19 protein-coding genes are annotated in these 19,029 nt (G+C 70.6%); 15 read left to right on the top strand and 4 right to left on the bottom strand.

Annotated elements, in window-relative coordinates; genetic code table 11:
- Positions 1-6: 6 nt before the first annotated feature.
- Positions 7-2,145, bottom strand: a complete 2,139-nt coding sequence (gene tkt / locus GA0070619_RS18645; protein ID WP_088949244.1) for a transketolase — start codon at positions 2,143-2,145, stop codon at positions 7-9.
- 266 nt (positions 2,146-2,411) lie between these two features.
- On the opposite strand from tkt, the gene GA0070619_RS18640 reads away from it, so the two are divergent.
- The 3 genes from GA0070619_RS18640 (at position 2,412) to GA0070619_RS18630 (ending at position 4,949) form a co-directional block, all read left to right on the top strand.
- Entirely contained in the window at positions 2,412-3,365 is a 954-nt protein-coding gene (locus tag GA0070619_RS18640; RefSeq protein ID WP_088949243.1) for a heme o synthase, read from the top strand.
- A gap of 314 nt (positions 3,366-3,679) precedes the next feature.
- Positions 3,680-4,015 carry a hypothetical protein gene (locus GA0070619_RS18635; protein ID WP_088949242.1) on the top strand — a complete coding sequence of 112 codons (336 nt, stop codon included), beginning with the start codon at positions 3,680-3,682 and terminating at the stop codon, positions 4,013-4,015.
- A 13-nt stretch (positions 4,016-4,028) separates the two neighbouring features.
- Complete coding sequence (locus GA0070619_RS18630) at positions 4,029-4,949, top strand: ATP-grasp domain-containing protein (RefSeq protein ID WP_088949241.1); 921 nt, start codon at positions 4,029-4,031, stop codon at positions 4,947-4,949.
- Between the two features lie 272 nt (positions 4,950-5,221).
- On the opposite strand, the gene GA0070619_RS18625 is transcribed toward GA0070619_RS18630, so the two are convergent.
- A complete protein-coding gene (locus GA0070619_RS18625) occupies positions 5,222-6,187 on the bottom strand; it encodes a COX15/CtaA family protein (RefSeq protein ID WP_172862070.1) in 966 nt (321 codons plus the stop codon).
- Positions 6,188-6,405: 218 nt separating this feature from the next.
- Between GA0070619_RS18625 and GA0070619_RS18620 the strand changes: the two genes are divergently transcribed.
- The 11 genes from GA0070619_RS18620 (at position 6,406) to GA0070619_RS18570 (ending at position 15,438) form a co-directional block, all read left to right on the top strand.
- Positions 6,406-7,086 carry a helix-turn-helix transcriptional regulator gene (locus tag GA0070619_RS18620; RefSeq protein WP_414855642.1) on the top strand — a complete coding sequence of 227 codons (681 nt, stop codon included), beginning with the start codon at positions 6,406-6,408 and terminating at the stop codon, positions 7,084-7,086.
- Positions 7,083-8,513, top strand: coding sequence for a Fe-S cluster assembly protein SufB (sufB, locus tag GA0070619_RS18615; RefSeq protein ID WP_088949238.1), 1,431 nt, complete (start codon positions 7,083-7,085; stop codon positions 8,511-8,513). Before GA0070619_RS18620 ends, sufB begins: the two co-directional genes overlap by 4 nt.
- A 91-nt stretch (positions 8,514-8,604) precedes the next feature.
- Positions 8,605-9,753: a Fe-S cluster assembly protein SufD gene (sufD, locus tag GA0070619_RS18610; RefSeq protein WP_088949237.1), complete on the top strand. Its 1,149-nt coding sequence runs from the start codon at positions 8,605-8,607 to the stop codon at positions 9,751-9,753.
- The gene (locus GA0070619_RS18605) at positions 9,753-10,079 is read left to right on the top strand and encodes a non-heme iron oxygenase ferredoxin subunit (RefSeq protein ID WP_088949236.1); all 327 of its coding nucleotides are present in this window, start codon (positions 9,753-9,755) and stop codon (positions 10,077-10,079) included. The genes sufD and GA0070619_RS18605 overlap by 1 nt, the downstream gene beginning before the upstream one ends.
- Complete coding sequence (gene sufC / locus GA0070619_RS18600) at positions 10,079-10,852, top strand: Fe-S cluster assembly ATPase SufC (RefSeq protein ID WP_088949235.1); 774 nt, start codon at positions 10,079-10,081, stop codon at positions 10,850-10,852. Before GA0070619_RS18605 ends, sufC begins: the two co-directional genes overlap by 1 nt.
- A gap of 20 nt (positions 10,853-10,872) precedes the next feature.
- Complete coding sequence (locus GA0070619_RS18595; RefSeq protein ID WP_088949234.1) at positions 10,873-12,177, top strand: cysteine desulfurase; 1,305 nt, start codon at positions 10,873-10,875, stop codon at positions 12,175-12,177.
- Complete coding sequence (sufU, locus tag GA0070619_RS18590) at positions 12,177-12,650, top strand: Fe-S cluster assembly sulfur transfer protein SufU (protein WP_088949233.1); 474 nt, start codon at positions 12,177-12,179, stop codon at positions 12,648-12,650. The genes GA0070619_RS18595 and sufU overlap by 1 nt, the downstream gene beginning before the upstream one ends.
- 76 nt (positions 12,651-12,726) lie before the next feature.
- Positions 12,727-13,182, top strand: a complete 456-nt coding sequence (locus GA0070619_RS18585) for a metal-sulfur cluster assembly factor (protein ID WP_088949232.1) — start codon at positions 12,727-12,729, stop codon at positions 13,180-13,182.
- A gap of 445 nt (positions 13,183-13,627) precedes the next feature.
- Positions 13,628-14,260: a LysE family transporter gene (locus tag GA0070619_RS18580; RefSeq protein WP_088949231.1), complete on the top strand. Its 633-nt coding sequence runs from the start codon at positions 13,628-13,630 to the stop codon at positions 14,258-14,260.
- Positions 14,261-14,310: 50 nt separating this feature from the next.
- On the top strand, positions 14,311-14,964 hold the full coding sequence (locus tag GA0070619_RS18575) for an acVLRF1 family peptidyl-tRNA hydrolase (RefSeq protein WP_088951898.1): 654 nt from the start codon (positions 14,311-14,313) through the stop codon (positions 14,962-14,964).
- A gap of 114 nt (positions 14,965-15,078) precedes the next feature.
- The gene (locus GA0070619_RS18570; protein WP_088949230.1) at positions 15,079-15,438 is read left to right on the top strand and encodes a YybH family protein; all 360 of its coding nucleotides are present in this window, start codon (positions 15,079-15,081) and stop codon (positions 15,436-15,438) included.
- Positions 15,439-15,563: 125 nt separating this feature from the next.
- Here GA0070619_RS18570 and ypfJ read toward each other — a convergent pair whose 3' ends face one another.
- The gene (gene ypfJ, locus GA0070619_RS18565; RefSeq protein ID WP_088949229.1) at positions 15,564-16,484 is read right to left on the bottom strand and encodes a KPN_02809 family neutral zinc metallopeptidase; all 921 of its coding nucleotides are present in this window, start codon (positions 16,482-16,484) and stop codon (positions 15,564-15,566) included.
- A 263-nt stretch (positions 16,485-16,747) separates the two neighbouring features.
- On the opposite strand from ypfJ, the gene GA0070619_RS18560 reads away from it, so the two are divergent.
- Positions 16,748-18,352: an ABC-F family ATP-binding cassette domain-containing protein gene (locus GA0070619_RS18560; RefSeq protein ID WP_088949228.1), complete on the top strand. Its 1,605-nt coding sequence runs from the start codon at positions 16,748-16,750 to the stop codon at positions 18,350-18,352.
- Positions 18,353-18,412: 60 nt separating this feature from the next.
- On the opposite strand, the gene GA0070619_RS18555 is transcribed toward GA0070619_RS18560, so the two are convergent.
- Positions 18,413-19,012 carry a cadmium resistance transporter gene (locus tag GA0070619_RS18555; protein WP_172862069.1) on the bottom strand — a complete coding sequence of 200 codons (600 nt, stop codon included), beginning with the start codon at positions 19,010-19,012 and terminating at the stop codon, positions 18,413-18,415.
- Positions 19,013-19,029 lie beyond the last annotated feature (17 nt).

Raw genomic sequence — 19,029 nt, 5'->3', positions numbered from 1 at the left:
GCTCCCTCAGTTGCCGGTCGTGAAACCGGTGATGTCGCCCACCCGGGCCAGCGAGGCGTGCGCCGCCGCCACGATCCGGTCGCCGGTGAAGCCGAACTGCTCGAAGAGCACGGTGTGCGGGGCGCTCGCTCCGTAGTGCTCCAGGCTGACGCTTTCGCCGAGGTCGCCGACGACGCCGCGCCAGGACATCGCGATGCCCGCTTCCACGCTCACCCGTGCCTTTACCCCGCGTGGGAGCACCGACTCCCGGTACGCCTCATCCTGCTCGTAGAACCACTCCTGGCAGGGCATCGAAACCACCCGGGTGGGGGTGCCGTCGGCCTCCAGGCGCTCCCGCGCGGTCAGGCAGAGCTGCACCTCGGAACCGGTGCCGACGATGATCACCTGAGGCTTGCCGTTGGACGCCTCGGCCAGCACGTAGCCGCCCTTGGCGACCCCCTCCGCGCTGCCCAGGACGTCCCGGTCCAGGGTTGGCAGCGGCTGGCGGCTCAGCGCCATGGCGGTCGGCCGGTCGGTGTGCTCCAGCGCCATCCGCCAGGCCCAGGCCGTCTCGTTGGCGTCCGCCGGGCGGACCACGTCCAGACCGGGGATGGCGCGCAGCGCGGTCAGGTGCTCCACCGGCTGGTGGGTCGGGCCGTCCTCGCCCAGGCCGATCGAGTCGTGCGTCCAGACGTAGGTCACCGGCAGCTTCATCAGCGCGGCCAGCCGCACCGACGGGCGCATGTAGTCGCTGAACACCAGGAACGTGCCGCCGTACGGGCGGGTGCCGCCGTGCAGGGCGATGCCGTTGAGGATCGCTCCCATGGCGTGCTCACGGATGCCGAAGTGCAGCGTGCGGCCGTACTCGTGGCCGGGGAAGTCCTTGGTGGCGTGCGAGGCCGGGATGAACGACGGCTCGCCCTTCATGGTGGTGTTGTTGCTCTCCGCCAGGTCGGCCGAGCCGCCCCACAGCTCCGGCAGCACGGGCGCGAGCGCCTCCAGGACCTTGCCGGACGCGGCACGGGTGGCCACGCCCTTGGCGTCGGCGGGGAAGACCGGCAGCGCGTCGGCCCAGCCGTCGGGGAGCACCCGCCCGGCCATCCGCTCGTAGAGCGCGGTGCGCTCCGGGTTGGCCTTCTTCCAGGCGTCGAACTCGCCGGTCCATGCCTGCTCGGCGTCGGAGCCGCGGCCCATCACCGTGCGGGCGTGGGCGAGCACCTCCTCGTCGACCTGGAAGGTCTGCTCCGGGTCGAAGCCGAGGATCTGCTTGGTGGCCTTCACCTCGTCGGCGCCGAGCGCCGAGCCGTGGATCTTGCCGGTGTTCTGCTTGTTGGGTGCGGGCCAGCCGATGATGGTGCGCAGGGCGATGAAGGAGGGACGGCCGGTCTCCGCCTTGGCGGCCAGCAGCGCGGCGTGCAGGGCCTCGGCGTCCTCGTGGTAGTCGCCCTGGTCAGCGTCGCCGCTACGCCAGTCGACGGTCTGCACGTGCCAGCCGTACGCCTCGTAGCGGGCTGCCACGTCCTCGCTCTTGGCGATGCGGGTGTCGTCCTCGATCGAGATCTCGTTGTCGTCGTAGATCACCGTGAGGTTGCCCAGCTGCTGGTGCCCGGCGAGGGCACTGGCCTCGTGGCTGATGCCCTCCTCGATGTCGCCGTCGGAGACGATGCACCAGATGTTGTGGTCGAAGACCGACGCGCCCGGCTCGGCCTCCGGGTCGAACAGGCCGCGCTCGCGACGGGCCGCCATGGCCATGCCGACCGCGTTGCCCAGACCCTGCCCGAGGGGGCCGGTGGTGGTCTCGACGCCCGGGGTGTGCCCGTGCTCGGGGTGACCCGGCGTGAGTGAGCCCCACTGCCGCAGCGACTTGAGGTCGTCCAGGGCCAGCGGGTAACCGGACAGGAACAGCTGGATGTAGAGGGTCAGGCTGGAGTGCCCGGCGGAGAGGACGAACCGGTCACGGCCGGGCCAGTTCGGGTCGGCCGGGTTGTGCCGCATGACCCGGTTGAAGAGGAGGTACGCCGCGGGCGCAAGGCTCATCGCGGTGCCCGGGTGGCCGTTGCCGGATTTCTCCACGGCATCCATGGCCAGCACGCGGACGGTATCGACGGCCCGGCGATCGAGGTCGGACCAGTTCAGTGCGGAGTGCTCGGGTCGTTTGGCAGCCACGATGGTTGTGCTCCTCGGCAGATGGGCGGAACCCTCACTGATGACCCTATCGAGCGTCCCTAAACGCGCGCCCGGGGATCTCCGCATGGTGTGCGCTACGTGACGAACCCGTCGCGCCGGTCAACCCGGTGGTGTGACCGTCCGCACCGTTGTCGGGTCGGCCGGGCAGCCAAAACGACAACGCGTAGTGTGTGGGTCGGTATGCGGACCCGGGCGGTCCCGACCAATCCGATCTCCCCGTGCCCGATGCCGGAAGGTGGCAATCCGTGAGCATGATCACCGAGCGCCCCGCGAGCAACCCGGCCGGGCAGCACCCGGCGCGGGCGGCCGAGGGCCCGGTGGCCCGGCGGGACGTACGCGCGGTCCTCTCGGCGTACGTGGCGCTCACCAAGCCGCGGATCGTCGAGCTGCTGCTGGTCACCACCATCCCGGCGATGATGCTCGCCGAGGGCGGGCTCCCGTCGCTGTGGTTGATGGCCATCGTGCTGATCGGTGGCTCGCTCGCCGCCGGCGCGGCCAGCGTGCTCAACTGCTACATCGACCGGGACATCGACCAGTTGATGCGGCGTACCAAGCGTCGGCCACTGCCGGCGCACACCGTGTCGCCACGCAGCGCGCTGGTCTTCGGTCTGGTGCTGGCGGCGATCTCGATCGTCCTGATGGCGGCGTTCACCAACCTGCTCGCCGCCGGGCTGACCCTTGCCGCGATCGTCTACTACGACGTCGTCTACACGCTGTGGCTCAAGCGCTCCACCCCGACGAACACGTTCTGGGGAGGCGCCTGCGGGGCCGCTCCGGTGCTCATCGGATGGGCGGCGGTCACCGGCGGGCTGGCCCCGGCGGCCTGGGGGCTGTTCGCGGTGGTCTTCTTCTGGCAGATGCCGCACTTCTACCCGCTCGCCATGAAATACAAGGACGACTACGCGCGGGCCGGCATCCCGATGCTCCCGGTGGTGGCGTCGACCCGACGGGTGAACGCCGAGATCCTGATCTTCGCGTGGCTCACCGTGCTCACCTCCCTGGCTGTCTGGCCGCTGGGGCTCAGCGCGATCTACGGCGTGCCGACCCTGGTGGTGGGCGCCATCTTCATCGTCGAGGCACACCGACTCTGCCGGCGCGCGACGCGGGGCGAGGCGGTCAAGCCGATGCGGCTGTTCCACTGGTCGACCACGTACCTGACGATCGTGTTCGTGGCCGTCGCGCTCGACGCGCTGATCTGAGGCCCGCCTCGCGTCTGAGGCCCGCCTCGCGGTTCCGCCCCGCCGTATCGAGTGGGTGGCCTTCGTCGTCCGACTAATCATGCCCATGGATGAGTTGTCCGGTTTAACGTCACATCAGGGTAACTTTCGGCATGAGCCGGATGGGCTCAACCTGTGGCGGATGCGCAGGGGTTTGCCGCGAAGTTTTGCGATGAAAAGTCCGTATATAAACGGACAGCTTGCCTGTGGTCGGCCTTAAACCTGTAGGTAATTGGCATCACAAAAGGTTCATGGTTCTCGCCCGAGAGGGTGCGGGTCTGCTTAGGCTTCGCGTCATGGCAGATGGTTCCGATACGACGCTGACGGCCGAGCAGACCGCCGGCGAGCAGACGCCCCAGGGCCTGGTTGCGGGCCTCAAGGCGTTCGCCGCCGGGCACGGCGGCGCGAAGGCGGTCATCGAGTACGTCGGCAAGCGTGGCGCGCGAATCGTCCTGGTCGGGTCCGACGGTGAGTGGGGCGACCAGTTCGCCGACGACACCGTCACCGCCCGGGAGGCGTGCGCCAAGGCGGGAGTCACCGTCGAGAACGCCTGGGAGCGTGAACTGATGGACCAGATGCGTCCGAGCAACGACCTGTGGCGGTCGATGGCCCGGCGCACGATGGCCCGCTGAATAGACACCTGAATTGACCACCGATCACCAGTCGACCCGGGGGGAACCCCGGGTCGCTCTCGTCACCTGCGCCGACCTCGCCGACCTCGACCCGGACGACCGGCTGGTCCTCGCCCCGCTCAGCGCCCATGGCATCGCCGTCGACACCGCGGTGTGGGACGACCCCGATGTCGACTGGTCCTCGTACGACCTGGTCGTGCTCCGCTCACCCTGGGACTACGCGCTGCGCCGCGACGAGTTCGTCGCCTGGGCGGCAACCGTCCCAACGCTGGTCAACCCGGCCGACGTGGTCCGCTGGAACACCGACAAGCGCTACCTGGCCGAGCTGACCGCCGCCGGGGTGCCGACCGTTCCGACGTCGTGGGTCGAGCCGGGGGAGAGCTGGCAACCGCCCGCCGAAACCGGCGAGTACGTGCTCAAGCCCTCGGTCAGCGCCGGCAGCCAGGACACCGGCCGCTACGACCTGGCCGACCCGGAGCACCGGGACCTGGCCGCCGCACATGTCCGCCGGCTCTCCGACGCCGGCCGGGTGACCATGGTCCAGCCGTACCTGCGCGCCGTCGACACCGAGGGCGAGACGGCACTGCTCTTCCTGGCAGGGCCGGACGGGCTCACGTTCAGCCACGCGATCCGCAAGGGGCCGATGCTGACCGGCCCGGACCTCGGCCCGGACGGGCTCTACAAGGCCGAGGAGATCACCTCCCGTACCGCCCGACCCGAACAGCTCGCGGTGGCCGAGAAGACCCTCGCCACGGTGCCCGGCGGCACGCGGCAGCTGCTCTACGCCCGGGTCGACCTGATCCCCGGCCCCGACGGCGAGCCGGTCCTGGTCGAGCTGGAGCTGACCGAGCCGTCGCTCTTCATCGGGTACGCCGACGGGGCCCCCGACCGCCTCGCCGCCGCGATCGCCACCCACCTGGCCCGCCGCGCCTGACCGCCCCCGGCGCACCGCCCGCCGTGCCACCGCGCAGCGCGCCACCGCGCAGCGGGCCACCGCGCCCCGCCAAGATCCGGGCAACTTCGGTGAAGTTGGTGCCTCAGGGCCCCGGGACACAGCACTTTCCCCGAAGTTGCGCGGATCTTGGCGGGGCGCGGGGCGGCAGGCGTCAGGCGTCGTCCGGCCGCTCCTTGCGGAAGCGCAGAACCGGACGCCCGACGCGGGAGGGCTCGGACCGGTGGCGCGGGGCGCGGGGCCGCGCCCTGGGGTCAGGCGGTGACCGGGACGGATTCCTCGGCGCGGGTCGCTGCGACATCTGCTGCCGGGGTGACCGGGCGGCGTTCGCGGGTCGACCACTGCACCGACAGCGCGGCCAGCAGCACCAGGCAGGAGCCGAGCATGTGTGCGCCGACCAGGATCGCCGGCACGTGGGTGAAGTACTGCACGAAGCCGATCAGGCCCTGGCCCAACTCCACGGCGACCAGCACGATCGCGGCGCGGGTGGCCCGCTGGGCGCCGACGGCGCGGAACGCGAAGATCAGCGCCACCGACAGCCCGATCAGCAGGAAGACGCCGTCCGCGTGCACCTGCGAGATCGTCTCCGGGTCGAGCCCGTTGCGGGCGGCGCCGTGGTCGCCGGCGTGCGGGCCGCTGCCGGTGACCCAGGTGCCGACGACCAGCACGGCGACGGTGACGCCGGTGGTGACCCGGGCCAGCGCGCGAAGCGGTGCGGGCACCACGGCCACGGGCGGGCCGTCGGGGTCGCCGATGCGCCGCCAGAGGGCGTACGCGGCGGCGATCACCGCCATCGAGGCGAGGAAGTGCAGCCCGACCACCCACGGGTTGAGGTTGGTCAGCACGGTGATGCCACCGATCACCGCCTGGGCGGGGATGCCCAGGAAGACCGCCACGGCCAGGGCGAGGAGCCCGGGTCGGCGGGGTCGGTGCAGGAGTACGGCCAGCACGGTGGCCAGCGCGATGAGGCCCACCGCGAACGTCAGCATCCGGTTGCCGAACTCGATCACCCCGTACACGCCCATCTCGGGCGTGGTGACGTAGGAATCGTCGGTGCACCGGGGCCAGGTGGGGCAGCCGAGGCCCGAGGCGGTCAACCGGACGGCCCCGCCGGTGACGACGATGCCCACGTTCGCGATGATCGAGGCGAGCGCGAGGCGGCGCAGCAGGATGCCGGAGACCGGACGGACGATTCGGTTCACGGCGCAAATCCTACGCACTGTAGTGATCGAGGTTCGTCCGACTCCGTCGGCTCGGTGGTTCGGATCACCGGGGCCCGGGTTTGCGACCCTCCGGGTAATTACGTAACGTTGGCGTTGTGAAAAACGCGGCGGCGCTCTCCGGGCACCAGTCGGCGGCTGTTCCGGCCGTCGGCGCGTCCGCGTCCGCGCTCGTCACGACCACCTCGACCGCCCTCGGCGCCGGCACGGCGACCGAGATCTCCACCCGGGACCGGGTCACCCAGTTGCTGCTGGAGCGGGGTGCGACCACCGCTGCTCAGCTTGGCGCGGCCCTCGGGCTCAGCCCGGCGGCGATTCGCCGGCACCTGGACGCGATGCTCGCCGAGGGTGACGTCTATGCCCGCGAGCAGACCGTGCAGGGCAGCCGCGGGCGTGGGCGTCCGGCCAAGGTGTTCATGCTGACCGAGGCCGCCCGGGTGCGCTGTGGCACACACCACTACGACAACATGGCCACCGCCGCGTTGCGGTGGATCGCCCGCAGCGGCGGTTCGGGCGCGGTCGAGGCGTTCGCCACCGAGCAGGTGTCGGCCCTGGAATCCCGCTGTCGAGCGGCCATGGAAGACGCCGGCGAGGACCCTCTCGCGCGTGCCGAGGCACTCGCCTCGGCGCTCACCGCCGAGGGTTACGCTGCCAATGCGACCACGATCGCCTCCGGCGGTCAGCTCTGCCAGCACCACTGCCCGGTGGCGCACGTGGCCGCCGAGTTTCCCCAGCTGTGCGAGGCCGAGACCGCGGTGATTTCCCGTCTGGTCGGCACCCACGTGCAGCGCCTGGCCACCATCGCGCACGGCGACGGGGTGTGCACCACGCACATTCCGACCCAGCCGGGCCGTGTTCAATCCGGTAATCCCGTCACCACTGTGAGGACAGATAGATGACCGAGCAGATCGTCCAGCCCCTGACCCAGGAAGAGCAGCTCGCGGCCCTGGGTCGGTACGAGTACGGCTGGTCCGACCCGGACGCCGCCGGGGCGGTTGCCCAGCGCGGCATCAACGAGGCGGTGGTGCGGGACATCTCGGCCAAGAAGAGCGAGCCGGCGTGGATGCTCGACCTGCGGCTGAAGGGCCTGCGGCTGTTCGGCCGCAAGCCGATGCCGGCCTGGGGCGCGGACCTCAGCGGGATCGACTTCGACAACATCAAGTACTTCGTGCGGTCCACCGAGAAGCAGGCCACCAGCTGGGAGGACCTGCCGGAGGACATCAAGAACACGTACGACCGGCTGGGCATCCCGGAGGCGGAGAAGCAGCGGCTGGTCGCGGGTGTCGCGGCGCAGTACGAGTCCGAGGTCGTCTACCACAAGATCCGTGAGGACCTTGAGGAGCAGGGAGTTCTCTTCCTGGACACGGACACGGCGCTGCGCGAGCACGAGGACGTCTTCAAGGAGTACTTCGGCACGGTGATCCCGGTCGGCGACAACAAGTTCGCCGCCCTGAACACCTCCGTGTGGTCCGGTGGCTCGTTCATCTACGTGCCGAAGGGTGTGCAGGTGGAGATCCCGCTGCAGGCCTACTTCCGGATCAACACGGAGAACATGGGCCAGTTCGAGCGGACGCTGATCATCGTTGACGAGGGTGCGTACGTGCACTACGTCGAGGGCTGCACCGCGCCGCTCTACTCCTCCGACTCGCTGCACAGCGCGGTCGTGGAGATCATCGTCAAGAAGAACGCGCGCTGCCGTTACACGACCATCCAGAACTGGTCGAACAACGTCTACAACCTGGTCACCAAGCGCGCCGTCTGCCACGAGGGCGCGACCATGGAGTGGGTCGACGGCAACATCGGCTCCAAGGTGACGATGAAGTACCCGGCGGTCTACATGACCGGCGAGCACGCCAAGGGCGAGGTGCTCTCGGTGGCGATGGCTGGCGAGGGCCAGCACCAGGACGCCGGCGCCAAGATGGTGCACGCCGCGCCGCACACCTCCTCGACCATCATCTCCAAGTCGATCGCCCGGGGCGGCGGCCGCACCTCGTACCGGGGTCTGGTGCAGGTGCTGGAGGGTTCGCACCACAGCCGGAGCACTGTCAAGTGCGACGCGCTGCTGGTCGACACCATCTCCCGCTCGGACACCTACCCGTACGTCGACATCCGTGAGGACGACGTGTCGATGGGTCACGAGGCGACCGTGTCCAAGATCAGCGACGACCAGCTCTTCTACCTGATGAGCCGGGGCCTGAGCGAGGACGAGGCGATGGCCATGATCGTGCGTGGCTTCATCGAGCCGATCGCCAAGGAGCTTCCGATGGAGTACGCCCTGGAGCTCAACCGCCTGATCGAGCTTCAGATGGAGGGCGCGGTCGGCTGACGCCGCCGCTCCCGCGTGGCGGGCCGGGAACCTCGGCCCGCCACACCAGGACCCCACCTCGTCGCCACGGAACAGACAGACCAAGGAAGAAATGACTACCCAGGCTTCCGCGCCACCCAGCACCAAGTCGCAGGCGCTGCGCTCGTACGACGTCGCCGACTTCCCGGCCCTCACCGGCCTGGAGGAGGAGTGGCGTTTCACCCCGCTCAAGCGCCTCCGCGGCCTGGCCACGGCGGACACCTCCGCCGCCACCGGCCGGGGCGTCACCATCGAGCACCCGGACCTGCCGGCCGGGGTGTCGGTGCGGCTCGTCGAGCCGAGTGACGCCAGCGTCGCGTCCGCGCCGGTGCCGACCGACCGGATCAGCGCACTGGCGCACGGCGGTGCCGCGCGGGTCACGCTGGTCGAGGTGGCCGCCGACGCGGTGGTGTCCGACGCGGTGATCGTCCGACTGCTGGGCGCGTACCCCGAGGAGCTGGCCTTCGCCCGGACCCAGGTCCAGGTGGGTCGGTTCGCGGAGGCCACTGTCGTGCTCTCCCAGGAGGGCTCGGCCACGCTGGCCGACAACGTCGAGGTGTTCGTCGCCGACGGCGCGAAGCTGACCCTGGTCACGATCGCCGACTGGGCCTCCGACGCGGTCCAGGCGCAGCACATCCAGGTGAAGCTGGGCCGCGACGCCCGGGTCGTGCACATCCAGGTCACCCTCGGTGGTGACCTCGTCCGGCAGTTCACCAGCGTGGAATACACCGGTCGGGGTGGCGAGGCCGAGCTGTACGGCGTCTACTTCGCCGACTCCGGTCAGCACCTGGAGCACCGGCAGCTGGTCGACCACTCCGTGCCGGACTGCCGCAGCTACGTCGGCTACCGGGGCGCCCTGCAGGGCGAGGACGCGCACACCGTCTGGGTGGGCGACGTGCTGATCCGCGCCGAGGCGACCGGCACCGACACGTACGAGATCAACCGGAACCTGCTGCTCACCGAAGGCGCTCGGGCGGACTCCGTACCCAATCTGGAGATCGAGACCGGCGAGATCGCCGGCGCCGGCCACGCCAGCGCGACCGGCCGCTTCGACGACGAGCAGCTCTTCTACCTGATGGCCCGGGGTATCCCGGAGAGCGAGGCCCGCCGCCTGGTGGTCCGCGGCTTCTTCGCCGAGCTGATCAACAAGATCCCGGTGGAGTCCCTGCGCGAGCGCCTGGGCGACGCGATCGAGGCCCGGCTGACCAAGGCGGGCGCCTGATGATCCGGATCTGCTCCACCGAGGACGTACCGAAGGGCACCGCCATCAGCGCGGACGTCGACGGCACGTCGATCGCCCTGGTGCACGGCGAGGACGGCAACTTCTACGCCGTGTACGACGAGTGCTCGCACGCCTCGGTCGCCCTCTCCGAGGGCGAGGTCGACGGCTGCACGCTGGAGTGCTGGTTGCACGGCTCGCGCTTCGACCTGCGCACCGGTGAGCCGACCGGGCTGCCCGCCACCGAACCCGTCCCCGTCTACCCCGTCGAAGTCCGCGACGGCGACATCTACCTCAGCCTGACGCCGAGTAATGGAGTGACCCGATAATGAGCACCCTGGAGATCCGCGACCTGAAGGTGTCGGTCAAGCTGCCCGAGGGTGAGCTCAAGCCGATCCTGTCCGGCGTCGACCTGACCGTGAAGTCCGGCGAGACCCACGCGATCATGGGCCCGAACGGCTCCGGCAAGTCGACCCTGGCGTACTCGATCGCCGGTCACCCCAAGTACGAGATCACCGGCGGCACGGTGACCCTCGACGGCGAGGACGTGCTCGCCATGACTGTCGACGAGCGGGCCCGCGCCGGCCTCTTCCTGGCCATGCAGTACCCGGTCGAGGTGCCCGGCGTCTCGGTGGCCAACTTCCTGCGCACCGCGAAGACCGCCATCGACGGCGAGGCACCGAAGCTGCGCACCTGGGGTGGCGAGCTGCGCGGCGCGATGGAGCGCCTGCAGATGGACCCGGCGTTCGCCCAGCGCAACGTCAACGAGGGCTTCTCCGGTGGTGAGAAGAAGCGGCACGAGATCGTCCAGCTGGAGCTGCTCAAGCCGAAGATCGCCATCCTCGACGAGACCGACTCGGGCCTCGACGTGGACGCGCTGCGCGTGGTCAGCGAGGGCGTCAACCGGGTCCGCGACGACGGCGACACCGGCGTGCTGCTGATCACCCACTACACGCGGATCCTGCGCTACATCAAGCCGGACTTCGTGCACGTGTTCATCGCCGGCCGGATCGTCGAGCAGGGCGGCCCGGAGCTGGCCGACAAGCTCGAGGCCGAGGGCTACGAGCGGTACGCCGCCGGGGCCGGCACGGCCAAGGCCTGAGCGGGAGAGGCGCTGCCGAGATGACCAGCATCGCGATCCCCGAGGGGATGCCGCAGTACGACGACGTGCCGCGTTTCGACGTGGCCCGGGTACGCGCCGACTTCCCGATCCTGGATCGCGAGGTCAACGGGCACCCGCTGGTCTACCTCGACAGCGCCAACACCTCGCACAAACCCCGCCAGGTGCTCGACGTTCTCGACGAGCACTACGCGCGGCACAACGCCAACGTCTCGCGGTCGGTGCACACCCTGGGCACCGAGGCCACCGAGGCGTACGAGGGGGCGCGGGCGAAGATCGCCGCGTTCATCAACGCGCCCAGCGTCGACGAGGTGGTCTTCACCAAGAACTCCACCGAGGCGATCAACATCGTGGCGTACGCCTTCTCGAACGCCTCGCTGCGCCCGGACGCGGACCCGCGGTTCCGCCTGGGCCCCGGCGACGAGGTGGTGATCTCCGAGATGGAGCACCACTCGAACATCGTCCCGTGGCAGTTGCTCTGCGAACGGACCGGCGCGACCCTGCGCTGGTTCCCCGTCACCGACCAGGGCCGACTGGACGAGTCGGGCCTGGAGGACCTGGTCACCGAACGGACGAAGATCGTCTCGCTGGTGCACGTGTCGAACATCCTCGGCACTGTCAACGCGACCTCCCGCATCACCGCGCGGGTCCGCGAGGTGGGCGCGCTGCTGTTGCTGGACTGCTCGCAGTCGGTGCCGCACCTGCCCATCGACGTGGTCGACCTGGACGCCGACTACATCGTGTTCACCGGCCACAAGATGTGCGGCCCGACCGGCATCGGGGTGCTCTGGGGCCGGGGTGAGCTGCTCGCGGCCATGCCACCGGTCTTCGGCGGCGGCTCGATGATCGAGACGGTCACCATGGCCCGATCGACGTTCGCCGCCCCGCCGGCCCGGTTCGAGGCCGGCACCCCGCCGATCGCCGAGGCGGTCGCGCTCGGCGCTGCCGTCGACTACCTGACCGGTGTCGGGATGCGGGCCATCCAGTGGCACGAGAAGGAGCTGACGGCGTACGCGCTGGACGCCTTCGGCTCGGTGCCGGACCTTCGGATCTTCGGCCCGACCGTGCCGGTTGGCCGGGGCGGCACCATCTCGTTCGCGCTCGGCGACGTGCACCCGCACGACGTGGGTCAGGTGCTCGACTCGCTCGGCGTGCAGGTGCGGGTGGGTCACCACTGTGCCAAGCCGGTGTGCAGCCGGTTCGGCGTCCCGGCCATGACCCGGGCCTCGTTCTACCTCTACACCACCACCGAGGAGATCGACGCTCTGGTGGCCGGTCTGGAGCAGGTGCGGAAGGTGTTCGACTGATGCAGCTCGACCAGCTCTACCAGGAGATCATCCTGGACCACTACAAGCGCCCACACGGGCGCGGTCTGCGCGACGCCGAAGACTCGGGCGACCGGGTCGAGGAGGCGCACCACGTCAACCCGACCTGCGGCGACGAGGTCACCGTCCGGGTGGCCACCGACGGCACTGTGCTGCACGACATCTCGTACGACGGCATGGGCTGCTCGATCAGCCAGGCCTCGGCGAGCGTCCTGCACGAGTTGCTGCGCGGTCGGGGTGCCCGGGAAGCATTCGAGGTGCACGAGGCGTTCGTGGAGTTGATGTCCGGACGTGGTCAGGTCACGCCGGACGAGGACGTGCTGGGTGACGGGGTGGCCTTCGCGGGTGTGGCCCGTTATCCCGCCCGGGTCAAGTGCGCACTGCTGCCGTGGATGGCGTTCAAGGACGCCGCGGCACGCGCGGGTGTGGGCGCGAGCCCGGAGGTGAAGGCGTGATCGAGCGTCAGCGAGCCAATCATTGTTGCAGCACCGTGGCGCCTGTCGGCGTCACGGAGCGAAGCGGAGGGACGGCATGAGCGAGAACACGGCTACCGAAGCGACGCCGGAGGCCGGTGACGCCGTCGCGGCGTCGCAGGTCGACTCCGTGACGACCGACGCCACCGCGACGCCGGAGGCCGGCGACGCACCGACGGCCGGCGTCAGCAAGGCCATGATCGCCGACATCGAAGAGGCCATGAAGGACGTCGTCGACCCGGAACTCGGGATCAACGTCGTCGACCTGGGTCTGGTATACGGCGTGCACGTCGACGACGAAAACGTCGCCACCCTGGACATGACGCTCACCTCGGCGGCCTGCCCGTTGACCGACGTGATCGAGGACCAGACCCGGCAGGCGCTGACCACCGGCCCGGGCGGCGGCCTGGTCAACGACATCCGAATCAACTGGGTGTGGCTCCCGCCGTGGGGCCCCGACAAGATCACTGACGAGGGTCGGGACCAGCTCCGTTCCCTCGGCTTCAACGTCTGAGCCGACTCCGGTCGGCTCTGCCCGTCGAGCGCGATGCCCCCAGGGGCGTCGCGCTCGACGCGTTCCGCCCCCCGTGCCGCGCGCGCCGCCGCACCCGTCCACCCGGCAAGATCCGCGCAACATCAGCGATGTTGCTGCCTCCGGCGTCTCGGAGGCAGCAACATCCCCGAAGTTGCACGAATCTTGGTCGCAGCCCCCGCGAGGAGGGCTTGGGACAGCGCCGGAACGGCTCGGGGTGCGGGGTGCACGGCGCGGGGACGTGGGGCGGCAGGGCGGAGTGCGCCGGCCGCGGGCCGCGGGAAATCTGGTGGCGCGGGCGTGGGTTCGGCGCGCAGGATGCGCGTGTGATTGAGGCGTACACGATGCAGGTCCCTGTCCGTGCGGCCACCGCCGTGCGTCGACAGCGGCCGGCCCGGGGACGGGCCTCGACCCGACACCGACGTCCGTGAACGGGGCGTTCCTGGCCGGTCTGGTGGCCGGCTACGGCGTCGCCATCCCCGTCGGCGCGATCGCGATCCTGATTCTGGGCCTGAGTGCGCGTACCTCGTTTCGGGTCGGTGCGGCCGCAGCGCTCGCGGTGGCGACGGCCGACGGGCTCTACGCGGCGGCCGCAACGCTCGGGGGTGCCAGCCTGGCCGGCATCATCGCGCCGGTCGCCGGGCCGTTGCGGGTGGTCGCCGCCGTCGTCCTGCTCGGTCTCGCCGCGCACGGTCTGTGGCGGACCTGGTCCACCCACCGCTCGCGGCGGACGCCGACGGCACCCGTCGGGCGGGGTCTGAGCACGCCCGGGCGGGCCTACGCGGCGCTGCTCGGGTTGACCCTGCTGAACCCGATGACGGTGCTCTACTTCAGCGCGCTGGTGCTCGGTCGGCGGGACACCGCCGACGCGGACCCGGGCGCGGCGGCGCTGTTCGTGGCCGGTGTGTTCCTGGCGTCGGCGAGCTGGCAGCTGCTCGTCGCGGGCGGCGGCACGATGGTCGGGCGGGCCCTGACCGGGCCGCGCGGGCGGCTGATTACCGGGCTGGTCTCCAGCGCGCTCATCGCCGCGCTGGCGGTGGTCGCGCTGCTGCCGGGCTGAGCGCCGCGCCCGACCGCCCGATCCGCGTTGTCGTGCCGTACGGTCGGGCGGTGACCAGTCGACCCGCAGCCGGGGGAGGTCGGTGGGTGGAGGTCGACCCGGCCCGCGTCGGGCGCTGGGTCGAGGGCTTCGCCGACCGGCACGGCCCGTACACCACGACCGAGCGGGAGTACGGCCTGCTGCTCACCGCCGCGGACGGGGCCACCGCCGAGCTGTACGCCCCACCCGGCGCGCCGGTCAGCGGTGACGTTCCCGGGTTCGTGGCCGCCGCCGTGACGCCCCGCCGGATCGGCCTGCTGCTGGCCCGCAAGGGCGCGGTGGCCGTCGGCGTGGCCGAGGGCGCCGACCTTGTCGTCTCCAAGGTGGACACCCGCTACGTGCAGGGGCGCACCGCGGCTGGGGGATGGTCCCAGCACCGGTTCGCCCGGCGTCGCGACAACCAGGCCAAGGCGGCGCTGGGTGATGCGGCGGACCTGGCCGTACGCCTGCTGTTGCCGGAGGCGGCGGCGCTGACGGCGATGGTCTGCGGCGGCGACCGGAAAGCGGTGGACACGGTGCTGGCCGATCGGCGGTTGGCTCCGCTCGTGCCGCTGCGGGCCGAGCGGTTGCTCGACGTGCCGGAGCCTCGGCACGCGGTGCTCGTGGCAGTGGTCGCCGCGGCTCGTGCGGTGCGGATCAGGTTGCGCGACCCGGCACCCGACTGACCTCGGCGCTCGACGGAGGGAAACCGGCGTTCCTGGTCTGCTGATGTGCCGACGGTCCGAGGATGGGCGCATCGCCCCGGTAACCCGTGGCCGCAACACCTCAGGGAGAGCATCATGTCCGACGCGCAGATCCTGCGTACCGTCCTCGACCGGTGGAAGTCGGCGGTCGACGCCCACGAACCGGACCGGGTCGCGTCGTACTTCACCGAAGACGCGATCTTTCAGGGGCTGCACCCGTACGCCGTCGGCCGTGCCGGGGTTGCCGCGTACTACGCCGCCCAGCCGCTCGGCCTGACCGCCGCCTATGAGATCCGGGAGACCCGGCGTCTCGCCGACGACCTGGTCCTCGGCTACCTGGAGGTGGAGTTCGGCTTCACCGACCGTCCGGCGCTGACGGTGCACCTGGGCGTGCTGCTGCGGCGGATCGACGACGACTGGCTCATCGCGCACTACCAGGTCTCGAGGCTGAACTGACCCAGCCCCGCGCCGCGCCCTCCGCGCGTCGATCATGGAGTTGTGGTGGTGGACGAAGGTCGCTCGTCCGCCCATATCGGGCACCACAACTCCATGATCGACGCGAACGGCGACCGGTGCCAGTGTCAGAGCTGGTCGGTGCCGAAGGTGTCGCAGGTCTTCGGGTCGCCGCTGTCGTGGCCCTGCTGGAACCAGCGCTGCCGCTGCTGCGAGGTGCCGTGGGTGAACGAGTCCGGGTTGACCTGCCCGCCGGAGCGTTCCTGGATGCTGTCGTCGCCGATCGCCTCGGCGGCCTTCAGTGCCTCGGTGATGTCGCCCGGGGTGATCGACTTGAACAGCGGTTCCTGGCCGGTCTTGTCCTTGGTCTCGGTGGCGTGCTTGGCCCAGGCGCCGGCGTAGCAGTCGGCCTGCAACTCCAGCCGCACGGACGCGGAGCGGGGGCCGCTCTGGTCGCCCTGGCCGGCCTTCTCGTTGGTGCCGAGCAGGTTCTGGACGTGGTGGCCGTACTCGTGGGCGAGCACGTAGGGCTGGGCGAACTCGCCCTTGGCGCCGAACCGGGAGGCCAACTCCTCGTAGAAGGCCAGGTCGATGTAGACCTGCCGGTCGGCGGGGCAGTAGAACGGGCCGACGCCCGAGTCGGCCTGACCGCAGCCGGTGTTCACGGCGGCCTGGAAGTAGTTGGTGTCGGTCGGCTCGTACTTCCCCTTGCCCAACTCCGGGTACGCCTCCTGCCAGTAGCCCTGGATGCTGTTGACGTAGGCCAGGTTGCGGCAGCGCAGGTCGTCGAAGCGCTGGGGGTTGTCGCGCGAGCACAGCTGCTCCAGGTCGGTGCCGCCGGCCTGCCCGCCCTCGTCGCCGTTGGTCATCGCGTTCAGGCCGAACCCGCCGCCGAGCAGTGCGACCAGCACAGCCACCACGATGCCGATGAGCCCGCCGCGACCACCGCCGCCGGGAAGTGGAATGCCGAGGCCGCCGCCCCCTCCACCGCCCCGACCCCGGTCGTTGACCTGGGAGGTGTCGAGCTCGGCCCGCTCGTTGAGTTCCATGCTGACCCCGATCGCCGTATGCCGGTGAATGTCGTCTGAATGTCGTTCTGTCCTGTAAATGCCGGACGGGGTCCGGACAGCGCTTCCGGTACCCGATGATCTTGATCGGTAATCCGGGCGGGCCCTCCAGCGGCGCCCGGTACACTTGTCAGGTGCTGCGCTGCGAAGGCTGAACCGCCCCGCGCCGTCGGGCCCCTTGAGCCCGCCGGCGGTTTCGCGTGCCCCGAGTCAGCCTTCCAGACCCCGAGAGCGAGCCCGAAAACATGATCACTGCCACCGGCCTGGAACTGCGTGCCGGTTCCCGGATCCTGCTGTCCGACACCACGCTGCGCGTACAGCCCGGTGACCGGATCGGCCTGGTCGGTCGCAACGGCGCCGGCAAGACCACCACGCTGAAGGTGCTCGCCGGCGAGGGTCAGCCGTACGGCGGCCAGATCGACCAGCGCAGCGCCATCGGCTACCTCCCGCAGGACCCGCGCACCGGCGATCTGGAGGCGACCGGTCGCGACCGGGTGCTCTCCGCACGCGGCCTGGACGTCCTGATGTCGCAGATGCAGGAGGTCGAGGCCCGCCTCGCCGAGGACGCCAGCGACAAGTTGGTCCGTCGCTACGGCGCGCTGGAGGACCAGTTCGCCGCCCTGGGTGGGTACGCGGCCGAGGCCGAAGCCGCCCGGATCTGCGCCAACCTCGGCCTGCCGGACCGGGCACTCGCGCAGACCATCGGCACCCTCTCCGGTGGTCAGCGCCGCCGCATCGAGCTGGCTCGGATCCTGTTCCGCGACGCCGGCGAGAACGGCGGCGGCATCCTGCTGCTCGACGAGCCGACGAACCACCTCGACGCCGACTCGATCACCTGGCTGCGCGGCTTCCTCGCCAACCACAAGGGCGGCCTGATCGTGATCTCCCACGACGGCGCCCTGCTGGAGTCGGTGGTCAACAAGGTGTGGTTCCTCGACGCCACCCGGTCGGTCATCGACGTGTACAACCTGGGCTGGAAGGCGTACCTGGAGGCACGCGAGACCGACGAGCGGCGCCGACGCCGGGAGCGGGCCAACGCGGAGAAGAAGGCCGGCGCGTTGATGGCGCAGGCCGACAAGATGCGGGCGAAGGCCACCAAGACCGTGGCCGCGCAGAACATGGCCCGCCGTGCCGAGAAGCTGATCTCCGGCCTGGAGGAGGTGCGGGTCTCCGACCGGGTGGCCAAGGTGCGCTTCCCCAGCCCCGCGCCGTGCGGCAAGACCCCGCTCACCGCGACCGGCCTGTCCAAGTCGTACGGCTCGCTGGAGATCTTCACCGACGTCAACGTCGCGGTCGACCGCGGCTCCCGGGTGGCCATCCTGGGGCTCAACGGCGCCGGCAAGACGACCCTGCTGCGGATGCTCGGCGGTCTGCTCAGCCCGGACACCGGCGAGGTGCACGCGGGTCACGGCCTGCGGCTGGGCTACTACGCCCAGGAGCACGAGACGCTGGACGTGGAGCGGACGGTCCTGGAGAACATGCGCGCCGCCGCCGTCGAGCAGTCCGACACCGACCTGCGCAAGATCCTCGGTGCGTTCCTCTTCTCCGGTGACGACGTGAACAAGCCGGCCGGGGTGCTGTCCGGTGGCGAGAAGACCCGGCTGGCGCTGTCCACCCTGGTCTGTTCCGGCGCCAACGTGCTGCTGCTCGACGAGCCGACGAACAACCTCGACCCGGTCAGCCGGGAGCAGGTGCTCGACGCGATCGCCAACTACCCGGGTGCGATCGTCCTGGTCACCCACGACCCGGGCGCGGTGCTCGCGCTCAAGCCGGACCGCGCGATCCTGCTGCCCGACGGCGACGAGGACGCCTGGAGCGACGACCTGCTCGAACTGGTCGAGCTGGCCTGACCGGCCCGGCCTGCCGCCGGCCCGGCCGTCGCGTCCTGCGGGCGGTCGACCGGGCCGTCCTCAGCCGAGCAGGTCGACCAGCCGGCCGAGCACACCGGAGCTGACCAGGATCAGCACGCCGATGCCGATGAAGATGGTCGGCACCAGCCAGTGGCCGGCGCGTTCGACCAGCCGGACCACCCGGGGGTGCCCGCCCAGCCAGGCGCCGGCGGCACACCACAGCGCGATGAGCAGCACGAAGACCAGGAGGAACACCGCGCTGTCGGCCGCGCCGAGGGCCCGGAAGACGGGTACGTAGACGGCCACGTTGTCGGCGCCGTTCGCGATCGTCACCCCGGCCACACCGAGCGTTCCGGTGACGACCGCGGGGGTGACGTCGTCGTCAGAGGCGCGCAGCGCGCGTACGCCCAGCGCGATCGGCAGCAGGCCGAGCAGCCCCGTCCACGGGTCCGGCACGACCAGCAGCCCCGCCGCGACCACCGCGCTGGCCAGCGCGAGCGCGCCGATTCCAAGGTATTGACCAGCGACAATCTGCCAAGGGTGGGGTCGACCGGTGGTGCGCGCCGCGACGAAGAACAGGGTCAGGATGACGATGTCGTCGATGTCGGTCGCGGCGAAGACCACTGCTGCTCCGCCCGCGGTGCTCAACAGGTCGATCACGACCGAAGGCTACGGGT

The sequence above is a fragment of the Micromonospora zamorensis genome, assembly GCF_900090275.1.
GTDB classification, from domain to species: domain Bacteria; phylum Actinomycetota; class Actinomycetes; order Mycobacteriales; family Micromonosporaceae; genus Micromonospora; species Micromonospora zamorensis.
This window is presented reverse-complemented; position numbering and strand designations above follow the sequence as displayed.

What these genes read in the sequence shown, in the direction of transcription:
- GA0070619_RS18635 (WP_088949242.1), top strand. Translation starts at nt 3,680, where the DNA reads ATGGCAGATGGTTCCGATACGACGCTGACGGCCGAGCAGACCGCCGGC.
- sufB (WP_088949238.1), top strand. Translation starts at nt 7,083, where the DNA reads ATGACCGAGCAGATCGTCCAGCCCCTGACCCAGGAAGAGCAGCTCGCG.
- sufD (WP_088949237.1), top strand. Translation starts at nt 8,605, where the DNA reads ATGACTACCCAGGCTTCCGCGCCACCCAGCACCAAGTCGCAGGCGCTG.
- GA0070619_RS18605 (WP_088949236.1), top strand. Translation starts at nt 9,753, where the DNA reads ATGATCCGGATCTGCTCCACCGAGGACGTACCGAAGGGCACCGCCATC.
- sufC (WP_088949235.1), top strand. Translation starts at nt 10,079, where the DNA reads ATGAGCACCCTGGAGATCCGCGACCTGAAGGTGTCGGTCAAGCTGCCC.
- GA0070619_RS18595 (WP_088949234.1), top strand. Translation starts at nt 10,873, where the DNA reads ATGACCAGCATCGCGATCCCCGAGGGGATGCCGCAGTACGACGACGTG.
- sufU (WP_088949233.1), top strand. Translation starts at nt 12,177, where the DNA reads ATGCAGCTCGACCAGCTCTACCAGGAGATCATCCTGGACCACTACAAG.
- GA0070619_RS18585 (WP_088949232.1), top strand. Translation starts at nt 12,727, where the DNA reads ATGAGCGAGAACACGGCTACCGAAGCGACGCCGGAGGCCGGTGACGCC.
- GA0070619_RS18570 (WP_088949230.1), top strand. Translation starts at nt 15,079, where the DNA reads ATGTCCGACGCGCAGATCCTGCGTACCGTCCTCGACCGGTGGAAGTCG.
- ypfJ (WP_088949229.1), bottom strand. Translation starts at nt 16,484, where the DNA reads ATGGAACTCAACGAGCGGGCCGAGCTCGACACCTCCCAGGTCAACGAC.
- GA0070619_RS18560 (WP_088949228.1), top strand. Translation starts at nt 16,748, where the DNA reads ATGATCACTGCCACCGGCCTGGAACTGCGTGCCGGTTCCCGGATCCTG.